Annotated in this window: 12 protein-coding genes and 4 tRNA genes; 8 read left to right on the forward strand and 8 right to left on the reverse strand. The window is 70.0% G+C overall.

Translation table 11 applies throughout. The features are described 5' to 3' along the window. Positions 1-30: 30 nt before the first annotated feature. Positions 31-1113 (reverse strand): Glu/Leu/Phe/Val dehydrogenase dimerization domain-containing protein, encoded by a 1083-nt coding sequence (locus tag OG453_RS04755; protein ID WP_266864789.1) that lies wholly within the window; start codon positions 1111-1113, stop codon positions 31-33. A gap of 210 nt (positions 1114-1323) precedes the next feature. Between OG453_RS04755 and OG453_RS04760 the strand changes: the two genes are divergently transcribed. Both OG453_RS04760 and bldC read left to right on the forward strand, forming a co-directional pair. Next, entirely contained in the window at positions 1324-2166 is an 843-nt protein-coding gene (locus OG453_RS04760; protein WP_266864791.1) for a hypothetical protein, read from the forward strand. A 514-nt stretch (positions 2167-2680) separates the two neighbouring features. Further along, a complete protein-coding gene (gene bldC, locus OG453_RS04765) occupies positions 2681-2887 on the forward strand; it encodes a developmental transcriptional regulator BldC (RefSeq protein WP_003949541.1) in 207 nt (68 codons plus the stop codon). A gap of 505 nt (positions 2888-3392) precedes the next feature. On the opposite strand, the gene OG453_RS04770 is transcribed toward bldC, so the two are convergent. The 3 genes from OG453_RS04770 to hrpA all read right to left on the reverse strand — a co-directional run bounded on the left by OG453_RS04770 (position 3393) and on the right by hrpA (position 8075). After that, positions 3393-3581, reverse strand: coding sequence for a DUF6274 family protein (locus OG453_RS04770; RefSeq protein WP_266864793.1), 189 nt, complete (start codon positions 3579-3581; stop codon positions 3393-3395). Positions 3582-3911: 330 nt separating this feature from the next. Further along, positions 3912-3986 (reverse strand) — tRNA-Asp (locus OG453_RS04775). A 111-nt stretch (positions 3987-4097) separates the two neighbouring features. Continuing rightward, on the reverse strand, positions 4098-8075 hold the full coding sequence (gene hrpA, locus OG453_RS04780; protein WP_266864795.1) for an ATP-dependent RNA helicase HrpA: 3978 nt from the start codon (positions 8073-8075) through the stop codon (positions 4098-4100). 83 nt (positions 8076-8158) lie between these two features. On the opposite strand from hrpA, the gene OG453_RS04785 reads away from it, so the two are divergent. The 3 genes from OG453_RS04785 to OG453_RS04795 are packed head-to-tail and all read left to right on the forward strand — an operon-like array spanning position 8159 to position 10178. After that, entirely contained in the window at positions 8159-8530 is a 372-nt protein-coding gene (locus OG453_RS04785) for a hypothetical protein (protein WP_266864796.1), read from the forward strand. A 56-nt stretch (positions 8531-8586) separates the two neighbouring features. Beyond that, positions 8587-9333, forward strand: a complete 747-nt coding sequence (locus tag OG453_RS04790) for a DsbA family protein (protein WP_266864798.1) — start codon at positions 8587-8589, stop codon at positions 9331-9333. Further along, the gene (locus tag OG453_RS04795) at positions 9330-10178 is read left to right on the forward strand and encodes a cytochrome c biogenesis CcdA family protein (RefSeq protein WP_266864800.1); all 849 of its coding nucleotides are present in this window, start codon (positions 9330-9332) and stop codon (positions 10176-10178) included. Before OG453_RS04790 ends, OG453_RS04795 begins: the two co-directional genes overlap by 4 nt. Positions 10179-10241: 63 nt before the next feature. Here the strand turns inward: OG453_RS04795 and OG453_RS04800 are convergent. From OG453_RS04800 to OG453_RS04815, 4 genes are all read right to left on the reverse strand, one after another. Then, positions 10242-10315, reverse strand: a tRNA-Phe gene (locus OG453_RS04800). A gap of 24 nt (positions 10316-10339) precedes the next feature. Beyond that, a tRNA-Asp gene (locus tag OG453_RS04805) sits at positions 10340-10414 on the reverse strand. Positions 10415-10453: 39 nt separating this feature from the next. After that, positions 10454-10526, reverse strand: a tRNA-Glu gene (locus tag OG453_RS04810). Between the two features lie 79 nt (positions 10527-10605). Then, entirely contained in the window at positions 10606-12174 is a 1569-nt protein-coding gene (locus OG453_RS04815) for a metallophosphoesterase (RefSeq protein WP_266869710.1), read from the reverse strand. A gap of 83 nt (positions 12175-12257) precedes the next feature. Between OG453_RS04815 and OG453_RS04820 the strand changes: the two genes are divergently transcribed. From OG453_RS04820 to OG453_RS04830, 3 genes are all read left to right on the forward strand, one after another. Continuing rightward, positions 12258-12608 carry a metallopeptidase family protein gene (locus OG453_RS04820; RefSeq protein WP_190082831.1) on the forward strand — a complete coding sequence of 117 codons (351 nt, stop codon included), beginning with the start codon at positions 12258-12260 and terminating at the stop codon, positions 12606-12608. An 88-nt stretch (positions 12609-12696) separates the two neighbouring features. Further along, positions 12697-13266 (forward strand): hypothetical protein, encoded by a 570-nt coding sequence (locus OG453_RS04825; RefSeq protein ID WP_266864803.1) that lies wholly within the window; start codon positions 12697-12699, stop codon positions 13264-13266. A gap of 301 nt (positions 13267-13567) precedes the next feature. Next, the gene (locus OG453_RS04830; RefSeq protein WP_266864805.1) at positions 13568-15868 is read left to right on the forward strand and encodes a DEAD/DEAH box helicase; all 2301 of its coding nucleotides are present in this window, start codon (positions 13568-13570) and stop codon (positions 15866-15868) included. The last annotated feature ends 93 nt before the right edge of the window (positions 15869-15961 follow it).

Raw genomic sequence — 15961 nt, forward strand, 5'->3', positions numbered from 1 at the left:
CGACGGGGCCCTGTCAAAGCCTCTGCGGGGTCAGCGGCGGCGGGCCTCCGCCATCCGCTGCTCGGCGATCCTGTCGGCCGCTGCGGCCGGCGGAATGCCGTCGTCCTTCGCACGAGCGAATATGGCGAGAGTGGTGTCGAAGATCTTCGACGCCTTCGCCTTGCACCGGTCGAAGTCGAAGCCGTGCAGCTCGTCCGCGACCTGGATCACGCCGCCGGCGTTCACCACGTAGTCCGGCGCGTAGAGGATCCCGCGGTCCGCGAGGTCCTTCTCGACGCCCGGGTGCTCGAGCTGGTTGTTGGCGGCGCCGCAGACCACCTTCGCGGTGAGCACCGGCACGGAGTCGTCGTTCAGGGCGCCACCGAGCGCGCACGGGGCGTACACGTCGAGGCCCTCGAAGCGGATCAGCGCCTCGGTGTCGGCGACGGCCGTCACGGACGGGTGCTTGTCGGTGATCCGGCGTACGGACTCCTCGCGCACATCGGTGATCACGACCTCGGCGCCGTCCGCCAGGAGGTGCTCCACGAGGTGGTGGCCGACCTTGCCGACGCCGGCGACGCCGACCTTGCGGCCGCGCAGCGACGGGTCGCCCCACTGGTGCTGGGCGGAGGCGCGCATGCCCTGGAAGACACCGAAGGCGGTGAGCACGGAGGAGTCGCCCGCGCCGCCGTTCTCGGGGGAGCGGCCGGTCGTCCAGCGGCACTCCCGCGCGACGACATCCATGTCCGCGACGTACGTACCGACGTCGCACGCCGTCACGTAGCGGCCGCCGAGCGAGGCCACGAAGCGTCCGTAGGCGAGAAGCAGCTCCTCGCTCTTGATGACGTCCGGGTCGCCGATGATCACGGCCTTGCCGCCGCCGTGGTCGAGCCCGGCCATGGCGTTCTTGTACGACATCCCGCGCGCGAGGTTCAGCGCGTCCGCGACGGCGGCTTCCTCGCTCGCGTACGGATAGAAGCGGGTGCCGCCGAGGGCGGGGCCCAGGGCGGTGGAGTGGATGGCGATGACGGCCTTGAGGCCGCTGGCGCGGTCCTGGCACAGCACGACTTGCTCGTGTCCCCCCTGCTCCGAGTGGAACAGGGTGTGCAGGACGCCGTTGTCTGCTTCGGTCACTGTGGTGACTCCCGGTCGAGTGGCGGCGGTTGGGTGGGCTCCCGTGCGGGTGGCGGGGGCCCGATGGGCATGAGACTAGAGCCTGTCCACCGCCCCGGACCGCGCAGTGCCGAGGATCACCCTCTCCCGGCACAGGATGGAGTACGGCGGAGTTCGGCCATGGCACGATTTGCAGTGTTTTCCAGCCGGTGTGCGGGGGAGGGAGCAGCCGTGCCCAAGGTGTCCTCGTTGATCGTCCCGTACGCGTCCTACTTGCGCGTCTATGAGCCGCTGGCGGCCTTCCCGGAGCCGGAGCGCGGCCGCTGGGAGCGCTACGCGCGTCGCAAGGACCGCCCCTCGTACCAGGACGAACTCCGTGGCTCCCTGGCCGACTTGCTGCCCACACCGCCGATCCCGGTCCCGGTGCACGAGAGCGGCGACGCGTTCGTGGTGGAGGCCGACGGGGTGGTGTGCGTCTGCCCGTGGCGCACCCGGCTGCGCGGCTGGCAGGCGCTCGGGGAGCTGCCGGGGCAGTTGCCCGTGCCGGTCCTCGACGCGGTCCTGCCGCCGGTGGTGCGCCGCCAGACGGCCGCCGACTACGAACAGTGGCTGGCCCGCAATCCCGACGCCCGCCCCTGGATCCGTACGTCGAGGTGGCAGGTCCCGCTGAACTGGTTCGTGCTCGTCGCGGACGAGGAGCGGCAGTACGAGAAGGGGACGGCGGAGTCGCCGCCCGTCCTTCGCTACCGGACGCCGATGGTGCAGGCGCGGCGGCGGGTGGCCCGCGGCCTTCGGACGCTGCGGGACACGATCGAGGAGGGGCCGCTCGTCGACGGGCTCACGGATGTGGGGCGGTGGCTGGAGGAGTTCCACCCGCGCTCGCTGGTGGAGCTCGACTACGGCGGGCTCGTGCACGCCCTGTCGGAGGAGCTGCTCGACGACGACCACTCCGCGGCGGATGTGGCGGAGGGGATCGAGGCGCTGCGCAACGGCGACGGCGAGGGTGCCGGCGAGGCGTATGCGAGGCTCATGGAGCGGTGGCGCGCGGTCCGGGACCGTCAGTTCTCGAACTGAGGCCCAAGGCGCCTCTCGAACTGAGGCCTGAACCCTGAGGCCTTATGGTCTTCCCTACGTGCCGCCTACACGGGACGTAGGTCCCGATCCGGGCTTATGTCTCAAGCGTGACGGACCGCACTTAGCGGGGCCTTGCGCCCATCGCCCCCCCTCGTGCCAAAATAGGACAAGGAGTCCGGGGAGGGCTCCTTCCGCCCATGTATGGGCGGAATACTCGGCATTGCACGCTATGGGGGGTCTGTTGACTCCTGATCGCTCTGTGACTGATCGTCACTGTGGCGTGACTGTCCGCTATGGCATGGTCCATCGGCTTCCGTCGCTGATAGACACCTGGGAGGGCAATTCCATCGGTTTGGCCGACGTGGCTGGACGGATGGTGTAGTTGTAGTGCCGAGGACAAGCCGTTCGTCCTATAACCGACTCGACTCGCGTCCGCCATTTCGGGCAACGCGGGTCAAGGTGCAGAATTTAGAGGAATGAACCGAGAAGGTTCGGTTCTCCGAGGAGGCCGCTCATGACCGCTCGCACCCCTGATGCCGAGCCGCTGCTGACCCCGGCTGAGGTCGCCACGATGTTCCGCGTCGACCCCAAGACGGTGACGCGCTGGGCCAAGGCTGGCAAGCTCACGTCGATTCGCACGCTCGGCGGGCATCGCCGTTACCGCGAGGCTGAGGTCCGCGCACTGCTCGCGGGTATCCCGCAGCAGCGCAGCGAGGCCTGATTTACCGCATAACCGCAGTATCCAGGACGAAGCGCACGACCGCTGTCGGGTCCCCCAATCCGGCCGCACCGTCCGACCTTTAGCTACACGCGACGCGGGTCCCGCCCCAACGGGTCCCACGCCTGAGCCTCATGGGTGAGTCGTTTCGATCGCGCTGGACTCCGCCGGGTCCAGCGCGATCTTTTTTGTGCGCCCTGGAGGTGCTGGTGAGCGGCCCTGTGGGCGGGCTTGTTGGTCTCTGAGGAGTGCCGTTGCGCTACCGACGAGTCGGCTGGGCGGAGGCCGTCGGAGGGTCGCTCAGGGAGGTGCAATTGCACATATTAAATTGACCTGTTGTAGGACGGGTGTAAGTTCCGGGGTTCTGAAAACTTCCTCGGTGACACCCGTCACACGCCGTGACTCTTGTTGCCCATGATGCCTCTGGGCTAGAGGAGCTGCCGGATTCGCGTTCCGCGCCCACGAGTTCAGCCTCCCATCACGGAGGCGGGTCCCGGGGCGGCTTTGGTCATGCGTTGGGGGGACCTTCGTCCTCGCCGCTCTCACGGCCGCCCTGAGGGGCGGGGGCGGCCTCCAGGGCGAGCCGCTGCAGCCGGTGGCAGATCGGGCAGTGCCGGGTCAGATGGCGGTACCCGGTCGCGGCCGCCAGGTGGGCGCGCAACAGGGCGCGCGTCTCGTGCTGTGCGGACATAGCCATGCGCCACCTCCGTACCTCTACGGGGAGCGTCCCGCTCGCTCCCTGTTGTCTGGCGTACCGGTGGAATGTGACGCAGTCAAGGTGCGGGCACGACAACGGGCCGCATCCTCAAGGGGATACGGCCCGTTGTCGTACACCAGAAGGGGCCGCATCCGTTGCGGGATGCGGCCCCTTCTCCACTGCGGTCCTGACGGGATTTGCTGTATCGGATTGCGGCTGCGCCGCGGGCGCGGCCTCCACCTTGACAGGGCGGGCTGTGGGGCGGGGTGTCGCGGTGGCGCACGAGTAAGGGCCGCATCCTCAACCGGATGCGGCCCTTACTCTTAACTGCGGTCCTGACGGGATTTGAACCCGCGGCCTCCACCTTGACAGGGTGGCGAGCACTCCAAACTGCTCCACAGGACCTTGCGTTTGCGGCGCTTTTTTCTGCGTTGCGCTGCGAGAAGAGACTGTACAGCAGCCCTGGCCCACCGGTCGAACTCACGCTGCGCGATGGGCCCGTCACGCCTGGAGGGGCTACGGCGCGGCCGCGTCGATCGCCTTCACGATCCGCTTGTCCGAGACCGGGTACGCCGTGCCGAGCGCGTGCGCGAAGTAGCTGACGCGGAGCTCCTCGATCATCCAGCGGATGTCCAGGACCTCCTGGGGCACGGGGCGGCCCTGCGGCAACTGCTCCAGGAGCCAGGCGTACTCGTCCTGCATCTCGTGGACCTTCTCCATCCGCGAGGTGTCCCGCTGGACGTTCGTCGGCATCTGCTGGAGGCGCCGGTCGGCGGCCACCATGTACCGCATCAGGTCCGGCAGCCGGCGCAGCCCCGTCGCCGTCACGAAGCCCGGCCGGATGAGCGCGTCCAACTGGGCGCGTACGTCCGTGAGGTTGGCGAGCAGCGTCGGGCTCTTCGTCGACTTCAGGCGCCGCTCACAGGCCTGCCAGGCGGCGAGGACCTGCTGGACCTGGCCGACCGTCCGCACCGTCGCGTCGACGATCTCGGCGCGCACCTTCTCGTACAGCTTGCGGTACGACTCCTCGTCCCAGGCGGGACCTCCGAAGTCGCCGATCAGCTTGTCCGCGGCCGCCATCGCGCAGTCGTCGAAGAGCGCCTGGATGGAGCCGTGCGGGTTCGCGGACAGGGCGATCTTCTGGGCGTTGGTCAGTTTGTCGGAGGCGAACTTGGCCGGATTTACCGGGATGTTGCGCAGGATGAGGCGACGCGTGCCCTTCCACATCGCCTGCTGCTGCTCCGCCTCCGTGTCGAAGAGGCGTACGGACACGGTGCCTGCCGCGGAGCCGTCGTCCACGAGTGCCGGGTACGCCTTCACCGGCTGGCCCGCCCGCCGGGTCTCGAAGACGCGGCTGAGGGTGCCCAGGGTCCAGTCCGTGAGGCCCGTCCGCTCGACCGCCGAGCCGCCCGTCCGCTCGGCCGTCGCGGCAGCCGCCTGGGAGAGGGCCTTGCGGGCCTTCGGGCGGAGCTGGAGCTTCAGGGCCTCCAGGTCCTTGTCCTCGGCGAGCTTCTTGCGCCGCTCGTCGGTGATCCGGAAGGTGATCTTCAGGTGGTCCGGTACGCGGGTGAGGTCGAAGTCGTCCGGTGAGACGGGGACGCCGACCATCCGCTGCAACTCGCGGGCGAGAGTGACGTGCAGCGGCTCCTGCAGAGGCACCGCGCGGTCCAGGAACGCCTTCGCGTAGTTGGGCGCCGGGACGTAGTGCCGGCGGATCGGCTTCGGCAGGGAGCGGATCAGCTCGATCACGACCTCCTCGCGCAGGCCCGGGATCTGCCAGTCGAAGCCCTCGTCCGTGACCTGGTTGAGGACCTGGAGCGGGACGTGGACCGTCACGCCGTCCGCGTCCGCGCCCGGCTCGAACTGGTACGTCACCCGGAACTTGAGCTGCCCCTGCCGCCACGAGTCGGGATAGTCGTCCTTGGAGACGTCCCCCGCCTTCTCGTTGATCAGCATCGAGCGCTCGAAGTCGAGCAGTTCGGGCTCTTCCCGCTGCTTCTTCTTCCACCAGGAGTCGAAGTGCGCCCCGGAGACGACCTCTTCGGGCACCCGCTGGTCGTAGAAGTCGAAGAGCGTCTCGTCGTCGACCAAGATGTCGCGGCGCCTGGCCCGGTGCTCCAGCTCCTCGACCTCGGTCAGGAGCTTGCGGTTGGCGGCGAAGAACTTGTGGTGCGTGCGCCAGTCGCCCTCTACAAGCGCGTTGCGGATGAACAGGTCGCGGGAGACCTCGGGGTCGATGCGGCCGTAGTTCACCTTGCGGTCGGTGACGAGCGGGACGCCGTACAGCGTGACCTTCTCGGTCGCCATCACCGCCGCCTGGTCCTTCTCCCAGTGCGGCTCGCTGTAGGTGCGCTTCAGGAGGTGCTGGGCGAGCGGCTCGACCCACTCCGGTTCGATGCGCGCGTTGACGCGGGCCCAGAGCCGGGAGGTCTCCACCAGCTCCGCCGACATGATGAAACGCGGGGGCTTCTTGAAGAGGGCCGAGCCCGGGAAGACCGCGAACTTGGCGTTGCGGGCGCCCAGATACTCGCTCCGCCCGCCGCGCTGCTTGGGATCGCTGTCCTTCGACTCCTTCACGTCCTTCATCCCGATGTGGGAGAGGAGACCGGCGAGGAGGGAGATGTGGACCTGCTGCTCGGGGGCGTCGTCCTCGTTGAGATGGATGCCCATCTGCTTGGCGACCGTACGCAGCTGCGTATAGATGTCCTGCCACTCGCGGATCCGCAGGAAGTTCAGGTACTCCGACTTGCACATCCGGCGGAAGGACGACGAGCCGCGCTCCTTCTGCTGCTCGCGGACGTACCGCCACAGGTTCAGGAAGGCGAGGAAGTCGCTCGTCTCGTCCTTGAAGCGGGCGTGCTGCTGGTCCGCCTGCGTCTGCTTCTCGGCCGGGCGCTCACGCGGATCCTGGATGGAGAGCGCCGCCGCGATCACCATGACCTCGCGTACGCAGCCGTTCTTGTCGGCCTCCAGGACCATCCGGGCAAGGCGCGGGTCCACCGGCAGCTGGGCGAGCTTGCGGCCCTGCGGGGTGAGGCGCTTGCGTACGTCCTTCTGCGTGGGGTCGAGCGCGCCGAGCTCCTGGAGGAGCTGGACGCCGTCGCGGATGTTGCGGTGGTCCGGCGGGTCGATGAAGGGGAACTTCTCGATCTCGCCGAGGCCGGCCGCCGTCATCTGGAGGATGACGCTCGCCAGGTTCGTGCGCAGGATCTCCGCGTCCGTGAACTCCGGGCGTGAGACGAAGTCGTCCTCGCTGTACAGCCGGATGCAGATGCCGTCCGACGTACGGCCGCAGCGGCCCTTGCGCTGGTTGGCGCTGGCCTGGCTGATCGCCTCGATGGGCAGCCGCTGCACCTTCGTACGGTGGCTGTAGCGGGAGATGCGGGCTGTGCCCGGGTCGATGACGTACTTGATGCCCGGGACGGTCAGGGATGTCTCGGCGACGTTCGTGGCGAGGACGATCCGCCGGCCCGTGTGCTGCTGGAAGACGCGGTGCTGCTCGGCGTGCGAGAGGCGGGCGTAGAGGGGGAGGACCTCGGTGAATCTGTAGTTCTTCTTGTTGAGCGCGTCCGCCGTGTCGCGGATCTCGCGCTCCCCGGAGAGGAAGACGAGGATGTCGCCTTTCCCCTCCGACTGGAGTTCCTCGACGGCGTCCGTGATCGCGGTGATCTGGTCGCGGTCCGTGTCGTCCGAGTCATCCTCCAGGAGCGGGCGATAGCGCACCTCGACGGGATACGTACGACCGCTGACCTCGACGATCGGGGCTTCCCCGAAGTGTCGGGAGAACCGCTCCGGGTCGATCGTCGCCGAGGTGATGACGACCTTCAGGTCCGGGCGCTTGGGAAGCAGCTGGGCGAGATAGCCCAGCAGGAAGTCGATGTTGAGCGAGCGCTCGTGGGCCTCGTCGATGATGATCGTGTCGTACGCGCGCAGCTCGCGGTCCGTCTGGATCTCGGCCAGCAGGATGCCGTCCGTCATCAGCTTCACGTACGTGTCGCCGCCGACCTGGTCGGTGAAGCGGACCTTCCAGCCGACCGCCTCGCCCAGCGGGGTGTTCAGCTCGTCGGCGACGCGCTCGGCGACCGTGCGGGCGGCGATGCGGCGGGGCTGGGTGTGCCCGATCATGCCGCGGAGGCCACGGCCGAGTTCCATGCAGATCTTGGGGATCTGCGTGGTCTTGCCGGAGCCCGTCTCGCCCGCGACGATCACCACCTGGTGGTCGCGGATCGCTGCCGCGATGTCGTCCTTCTTCTGGCTGACCGGCAGTTCTTCCGGATACGTGATCGCGGGCAGGCGGCTGCCCCGCTCGGCCATCCGCGCCGCGGCCTTGTCGACTTCCGCCGAGATCTCGGCGATGACGGCGGCGCGGGCCTCGGGCTTGCGGATCCGGCGCGCACCCTCGAGCCGGCGGCCGATCCGGTGCTCATCGCGCAGCGAGAGCTCGGACAGACGTGGGGCGAGGGTGTCGAGGGTGAGGGCAGGCTGCGTAGACATACGGCGTCCAGGATCTCACTCGCCGCTCGGAGGTGGCGAACCGATTTATCGGGCGGGGCGCCCCGGGACGTACGATTCCGGGGATGTTGTCCCGAGTGCGTACGCGATGGTGCCCCCTGCTGGCGGTGCTGCTCGTCGTGCTCGGCGGATTCTGCGCACCCGCGGTGGCCGCGCAGCCGGTGGCGAAGGTGACGAAGCCCGCGGCGGCCGTGCAGGCCAAGGAGTCCGCGGGCGCCCCCGGCTGCGGCAAGAGCGGTCAGCAGGACGCCGGTCAGGGCCCCGCGGCCCCGGCGCGCTCCAGCTCCGCGTACGAGCTGCTTCCGGCCCTCCACCAGGCCCATGCCGCGTCCGGCGCCTGGGGTGCCGACCAGCCGGTGCTGTCCCTCGCCCCGGATCGCGGTCCGCCGCCGCTCGCACCGCCGTCGCCGATAGATCTCTCGATCCTGCGCGTGTAGATGCCCCTGCCCGGGGCCCCTATAACGACGTACCAGGAACGAGAGAGAACTCCCTCATGCCCAAGAAGAACAACAACAAAAAGAAGAACATCGGCATCGGCGCGGGTGTCGCCGTCGCCGCCCTGCTGCTCGGCGTCGCCTCCTACACCGCGACCAAGCCCGACGAGCCCTCCTCGGTCACCGCCAAGGAGGAGCCCGCGGCGGGCGTCTCGGCCGACCCGCAGACCGGGGTCTACCCGGAGCTTGCGAAGCTGGCCCGCCGCGAGGCCAAGGACCCGCTGGCGCAGGGCCGCGCGGACGCGCCCGTCGTGATGATCGAGTACGCCGACTTCAAGTGCGGCTACTGCGGGAAGTTCGCCCGCGACACCGAGCCCGGCCTGGTGAAGAAGTACGTCGACGAGGGCACCCTGCGCATCGAGTGGCGCAACTTCCCGATCTTCGGCGAGGACTCCGAGCGGGCCGCGCGGGGCGCGTGGGCCGCGGGGAAGCAGGGGCGCTTCTGGCAGTTCCACGAGGCGGCGTACGCGGAGGGCTCGAAGGAGCAGGGCTTCGGCGAGGACCGGCTGAAGGAGCTGGCGCGCGAGGCCGGCGTCAAGGACGTCGACCGCTTCTCGGACGACGTGCAGAGCGCTGCCGCCACGGCTGCCGTGAAGAAGGACCAGGAGGAGGCGTACGGCCTGGGGGCCACGTCCACCCCGTCCTTCCTGATCAACGGGCGGCCCATCTCCGGCGCCCAGCCGGACGAGGTCTTCGACCAGGCGATCGAGCAGGCGGCGAAGAGCGCGAAGGCGGGCAAGAAGTGACCGCCGATGTGGGGTACTTCGCGGCGTTCCTGGGCGGTCTCCTCGCCCTGGTGAGCCCGTGCAGCGCGCTGCTCCTGCCCGCCTTCTTCGCCTACTCGATCGACTCGACCTCACGGCTCCTCGCGCGCACCGGCATCTTCTACGCCGGGCTCGCGACGACGCTCGTGCCGCTGGGGGCGGCCGGTTCGGTCGCCGGGCGGTTCTTCTTCGGGCACCGCGATCAGCTGGTCCTGTTCGCCGGGTGGCTGATCATCGCGCTCGGGGTGCTGCAGATCGTGGGGATGGGGTTCGCCTCGCGGCGGATGGCGGAGCTCTCGGGCCGGATCCGGCCGACGACGGCGTTCTCCGTGTACGCGCTGGGCGCGGTGTACGGGCTCGCGGGGTTCTGCGCGGGCCCGATCCTGGGCAGCGTCCTGACGGTGGCGGCGGTCAGCGGCAGCCCGGTCTACGGCGGGCTGCTGCTCGCCGTCTACGCCCTTGGCATGGCCGTGCCGCTGTTCTTGCTCGCGCTGCTCTGGGAGCGGTTCGACCTGGGGCGGCGGCGGTGGCTGCGGGGCCGTGCCTTCCGGCTCGGCCGCTTCGAACTGCACACGACCTCGCTCCTGTCGGGCCTCTTCTTCGTGGCCCTCGGGGCGCTCTTCCTCGCGTACGACGGGACCACGGCGCTGCCGGGTCTCCTCGACGTGGACGACTCGTTCGCGGTGGAGCGGTGGGCCGGTGGAGTGGGCAGGGCGGTGCCGGACTCCGTGCTGATCGCGGGGGTGGTGGTCCTGGTGGCCCTGCTGTTCGCGGCACGGGCCTGGCGGGGGCGTGCCGCGGCGAAGGGGGAGGCCGAGCGGGGGTAGGCCGCCTCGCCTTTGCCGGGAAACGGCGAAGGCCCCGTCCACTGGACGGGGCCTTCGGGGAAGTGGCTGGGGCCGGGATCGAACCGGCGACCTATCGCTTTTCAGGCGATCGCTCGTACCAACTGAGCTACCCAGCCACGCAGTTCGAGAAGAACTGCAAGCGGTCCTGACGGGATTTGAACCCGCGGCCTCCACCTTGACAGGGTGGCGAGCACTCCAAACTGCTCCACAGGACCAAGCGTTGTGCGAGCACTAGTCTCGCACAAGGTGTTGCGTGCCCCCAACGGGATTCGAACCCGTGCTACCGCCTTGAAAGGGCGGCGTCCTGGGCCACTAGACGATGAGGGCTAAGGGCCCACCTGGGCGCTTTGCAGCGCGTCGGGGACGTGAGAAGCATATGGGATGCGGGGAGCTATCGCCAAAACGGTTATCGGGGGGCCGGGGAACCGCTCCCCGGAGAGCGGTCCGGAGGGGGCGGCGACGGCGTCGCGCCCGGCTGGTTCTCCTTGGGGAGATGGCGGCTGACCTCCGCCTTCGTCAGCCCGAGGCCGCCCAGTCTGATCTCGTCCCAGGCCTGCAGGCGGCGGGTGTCGCGGTCCAGGTAGAGGACCGACGCCTCGACCGGGTCGGGGTACTTGCCCTCCACCGCCCGCAGCCCGCTGCCGCCCGTCGAGCCCTCGATGCGCAGCCGCGTGCCGCCCTCCATGACCTCCATCTCCTGGTGGTGGACATGGCCGGCCAGGACCAGCGGCACCTCGCCGTCCGTCTCGCGCGCCGCGTCCGGGTTGTGGGCGATGGCCACGTCGACGGGCGTGCCCGCCGCCTTCTGGTCGCGCAGGGCCGATGCGAGGCGGATGCCCGCCATCACCTCGACGGGCTTGCCCTCGGCCGCGACCGAGCGGTCGGGGGTGTACTGCGGATCGCCCGTCCCGGCGAACCGCAGGCCCGCGACCGAGACCGCCCGGCCCTCGTCCAGGACGTGCACGTTCTTCATGCGCTGCAGATAGCGCTGCGTGGTGCGCGAGTCGTGGTTGCCGCGGACCCAGACGTAGGGGGCTCCCAAGTCCTCGATCGGGTCCAGGAAGGCGTTCTCCGCCGCGCTGCCGTGGTCCATCGTGTCGCCGGAATCGACGATGACGTTGATGTCGTACTGCTCGACGAGCGAGGCGATGATCTTCCAGCTCGCGGGGTTCAGGTGGATGTCCGAGACGTGCAGGACCCGGATCGTGGTCGGGTCCGGCTGGTACGCGGGGAGCGTCGACGTCACGTCGTACAGCTTCGTCACGTTGGTGACCAGGCGCGCCAACTCCTGTTGGTAGACGTCGAATTCGCTCACGATGCTGCGGGCGTTGCCGACCACGGAGGGCGCGCTGCTCAGCAGGCCCGAGAACTTCGGCTCAAGGACCGACTTGGGGTTCCACGTCGCGTACGCCGCCGTGCCCGACGCCGCGAGCAGGGCAAGGGCCAGACCGCCCGCCGCCAGTGCGCGGCGCGGCCGGCGGTAGACGGCGAGGCCCAGTGCGGTGGCGCCCGAGACGACGGCGGCGCAGGAACGTACGGCCAGGTCGAGGGCTCCGTGCTCGACGTCCCTCGCCACCTCGTCCTGGAGCCCGGAGATCCGCTCGGGGTGGTCGACCAGGGCCTGCGAGCGCACCGGGTCGAGGCGGTCGACGTCCACGTCGAGGCGGATGGGCGCGACGTGCGAGCGCAGTTCGAGGGCGCCCAGCGGCGACACGTCGATCTTCGTGCCGCCGGTCGCCGATGGGCGCAGCGTCATCCGGGTGTCCATCGGGCCCACGGGCACGTGCACGCTGCCCACGATCAGCAGTCCGAGCCATGCGCCGAGCACGACGACCGCGACCAGGCCGATGGCGCGGCCGTACGGGTGCGGCGGGCTGATCAGTTCGCCGACCGGGTGCGTGTGGCGTGCGCGGTAGTGGCGTACGAGGGCGGCGGGCGCCCTTCGTATGCCCTTGATCCTTTTCATCCCCTGCATGACGACTGTGACGTCGCGGGTCATTGGTCCCGTATGCCCACGGCGACGGGTGGCCATGCGGGACCGTGGCCGACAATGGGGGTGTGCTGGAGATGACGCGGGAAGAGTTCGAGGAACTGGTCGCCGAGGCGCTCGACCGGATTCCGCCGGAGTTGACGCGGTTGATGGACAACGTGGCGGTGTTCGTGGAGGACGAACCGCCCGCCGAGGATCCCGAGCTGCTCGGGCTCTACGAGGGAACTCCGCTGACCGACCGGGGCGAGTGGTACGCGGGAGTGCTGCCCGACCGCATCACCATCTACCGGGGGCCGACGCTCCGGATGTGTGAGTCGCGCGAGGACGTCGTGGCGGAGACGGAGATCACCGTGGTGCACGAGGTCGCTCATCACTTCGGGATCGACGACGAGCGGCTGCACGCGCTTGGCTACGGCTGACGGGACGGCGTCGCGGTCCGTGTCCTCTTGCGGGGCAGGGGAGTTGGGCAGGGCGTCCCGATTTCCAGCGCCTCGGAGGTGCTCGGCCGTGCGCCAGTTGTACGTTCCTGTCCGGTGGGCCGCGGCCGCGGTGGCCGTCATGGCGACCGCGGGCTGTATGAGCATCGGTGACGACGGGCGCGATGCGCCGGGGCCCGCGCGTTCCGCGGGGCAGCGCGACGGGGCGGCCGCCCCGGACAGCGGGGGCGTCTCGCCGGGTGGCGGCTCGGCCGGCGGCGGTTCCGGCGGCGGGCACGGCGACGCCAAGGGCGACGGGCAGGGGAAGCGGGCGGGCAAGGGCAAGGGGCGGGCCGCCGGCGCGGGTGATGCCGCGTCGGGCAGCGCAGCCCCGGCTTCCGCCTCCGCGTCCGGGAGCGCCGCAGCCCCCGCGTCGCCGACGAAGGGCGGCGGGCCGAGTCCCACCGCGCCCAAGCCGCCGAAGCCGTCCCCCACGCCGACGCCAACGCCGCCGAAGCCCTCTCCCACGCCGACGCCCACGCCGCCCACCCCGGAGCCCTCATCCTCGGCGCACGAGGAGCCCAAGCAGGACGCCCAGCTCGGGCAGCGGTCGACGGAGCCGGTGTCGCGGGAGCCCTCTCCGGAGGCCGGGCCCGCGTAGACCGGCGTACTCCGGAGGTGGATCGACGTAGATCGGCCGCTGTCCGAAACCCGCTTCGTCGCAGGTGAGCCCGGCCGTGAGGCCTGGAATCGAAGGTGCCTCGGGCAGCTCGGTTTGCCTTAAGGGGTGGTGGGTGCGTATGGTGGTAGATCGTTTGATCCCATTTGCCCGGCGCCGACACAGAAGAGCGCCGCGTGGCGCGTACTCTCCCTTGCCGTGGCTGACCGCATAGAGGCGGTCCATTGCGAAATCACGGAGTTGACGGGCGCGTGCCGAGACTCCGGAAGGTTTCGCATTTCGCATGTCCATTTTCAGTTCTGACCACGCCGTCCTGCCCGAGAACGAGACGGTCGAGGCCGTCGCCGAGGCTGTCGAGACCGTCGAGAACGACGCCGTAGAGGTTGTCGCCGAGACCGTCGAGATCGTCGAGGCCATCGAGGCCGAGGACGTCACCGAGGTCACCACCGACGCCGACGCTGATGCCGTTGAGGCTGAGGCCGACGTCGACGCCGAGCCCCAGATCACCTTCGGCGACCTCGGTCTGCCCGACGGTGTCGTCCGCAAGCTCGCCCGCAACGGCGTGCACAGCCCCTTCCCGATCCAGGCAGCGACCATCCCGGACGCCCTGGCCGGCAAGGACATCCTGGGCCGCGGCCGCACCGGCTCCGGCAAGACCCTCTCCTTCGGTCTGCCGATGCTGGCCCAGCTGGCCGAGGGCCACACCGAGAAGAAGAAGCCCCGCGGCGTCATCCTGACCCCGACCCGCGAGCTGGCGATGCAGGTCGCCGACGCGCTTCAGCCGTACGGCGACGTACTCGGCCTGAAGATGAAGGTCGTCTGCGGCGGTACGTCCATGGGCAACCAGATCTACGCCCTCGAGCGCGGCGTCGACATCCTCGTCGCCACGCCGGGCCGTCTGCGCGACATCATCAGCCGCGGCGCCTGCTCGCTGGAGAACACCCAGATCGCGGTGCTCGACGAGGCCGACCAGATGTCCGACCTGGGCTTCCTGCCCGAGGTCACCGAGCTGCTCGACCAGGTGCCGTCCGGCGGCCAGCGGATGCTGTTCTCGGCCACGATGGAGAACGAGATCTCCACGCTGGTCAAGCGCTACCTGAACAACCCGGTCACGCACGAGGTCGACGCCGCCCAGGGCGCCGTCACGACCATGACCCACCACATCCTGATCGTGAAGCCCCGCGACAAGGCGCCGGTCACCGCCGCGATCGCCGCGCGCAAGGGCCGCACGATCATCTTCGTCCGCACCCAGCTGGGCGCCGACCGCATCGCCGAGCAGCTCTGCGAGTCCGGTGTGAAGGCCGACGCGCTGCACGGCGGCATGACGCAGGGCGCTCGTACGCGCGTTCTTGAGGACTTCAAGAAGGGCTACGTCAACGCGCTCGTCGCGACCGACGTCGCCGCCCGCGGTATCCACGTCGACGGCATCGACCTGGTCCTGAACGTGGACCCGGCCGGCGACCACAAGGACTACCTGCACCGCTCCGGCCGTACCGCTCGCGCGGGCCGCTCCGGCACGGTCGTCTCGCTGTCCCTGCCGCACCAGCGCCGCCAGATCTTCCGCCTGATGGAGGACGCGGGCGTCGACGCCTCGCGCCACATCATCAACGGCGGCGGCACCTTCGAGCCGGAGGTCGCCGAGATCACCGGCGCCCGTTCGATGACCGAGGTGCAGGCCGACTCCGCGGGCAACGCCGCGACCCAGGCCGAGCGTGAGGTCAAGGACCTCACCAAGGAGCTGGAGCGCGCCACCCGCCGCGCGACGGAGCTGCGCGAGGAGGCCACGCGCCTCACCGCGCGTGCCGCCCGCGAGCGCGGTGACGACCCGGAGGTCGCGGTGGCCGAGGCCGCCGCCGCTGCCGAGGCCGCCGTCGAGGCCGCCGCCTCCGTGCCCGAGCAGTCCGCCCCGGTGCGGGAGGAGCGTTCCTCCTCGTACGAGAACCGCCGTCCGCAGCGTGACGAGCGCGGCAACTACGAGCGTGAGCGCCGCGACGACCGTGGTGGCCGTTCCTTCGAGCGTCGTGACGACCGCGGTGGCTCCGGCTTCCGTGGTGGCGACCGTCGTGAGGGTGGCTTCCGTGGCGGTGACCGCCGTGAGGGTGGCGACCGTGGTGGCCGTTCCTTCGAGCGTCGTGACGACCGTGGCGGCTCCGGCTTCCGTGGTGGCGACCGTCGTGAAGGCGGCTTCCGTCGCGACGACCGTCCGTCGGGCGACCGCGGTGGCTTCCGCCGTGAGGAGCGTCCCTCCGGCGACCGTGGCGGCTCCTTCCGCCGTGACGAGCGTCCGTCGGGTGACCGTGGCGGCTTCCGTCGCGACGAGCGTCCCTCCGGTGACCGTGGCGGCTTCCGCGGCGGCGACCGTCGTGACGACCGTGGCGGCTCCTTCCGCCGTGACGACCGCCCCTCCGGCGGCCACCGCGGCAGCGACCGTCCGTTCAACCGTGACCGCCGCGACGACCGCCCCTCCGGCGGCGCCCGCTCCGGTGGCCACGACCGCCCGGCGTTCAACCGCGACCGCTCCGGCACCGGCACCGGTTCCTTCGGCCGCCGCGACGACAAGCCGCGCTGGAAGCGCAACGGCTGAGTCATCGGCTGATGCCCGAGTGACTGACTGAACGGCAGCGGGCCCGTCCCTTCGGGGGCGGGCCCGCTGCCGTATGCCAAACGTGACGTGTGT

The sequence above is a fragment of the Streptomyces sp. NBC_01381 genome (assembly GCF_026340305.1).
Lineage (GTDB): Bacteria > Actinomycetota > Actinomycetes > Streptomycetales > Streptomycetaceae > Streptomyces.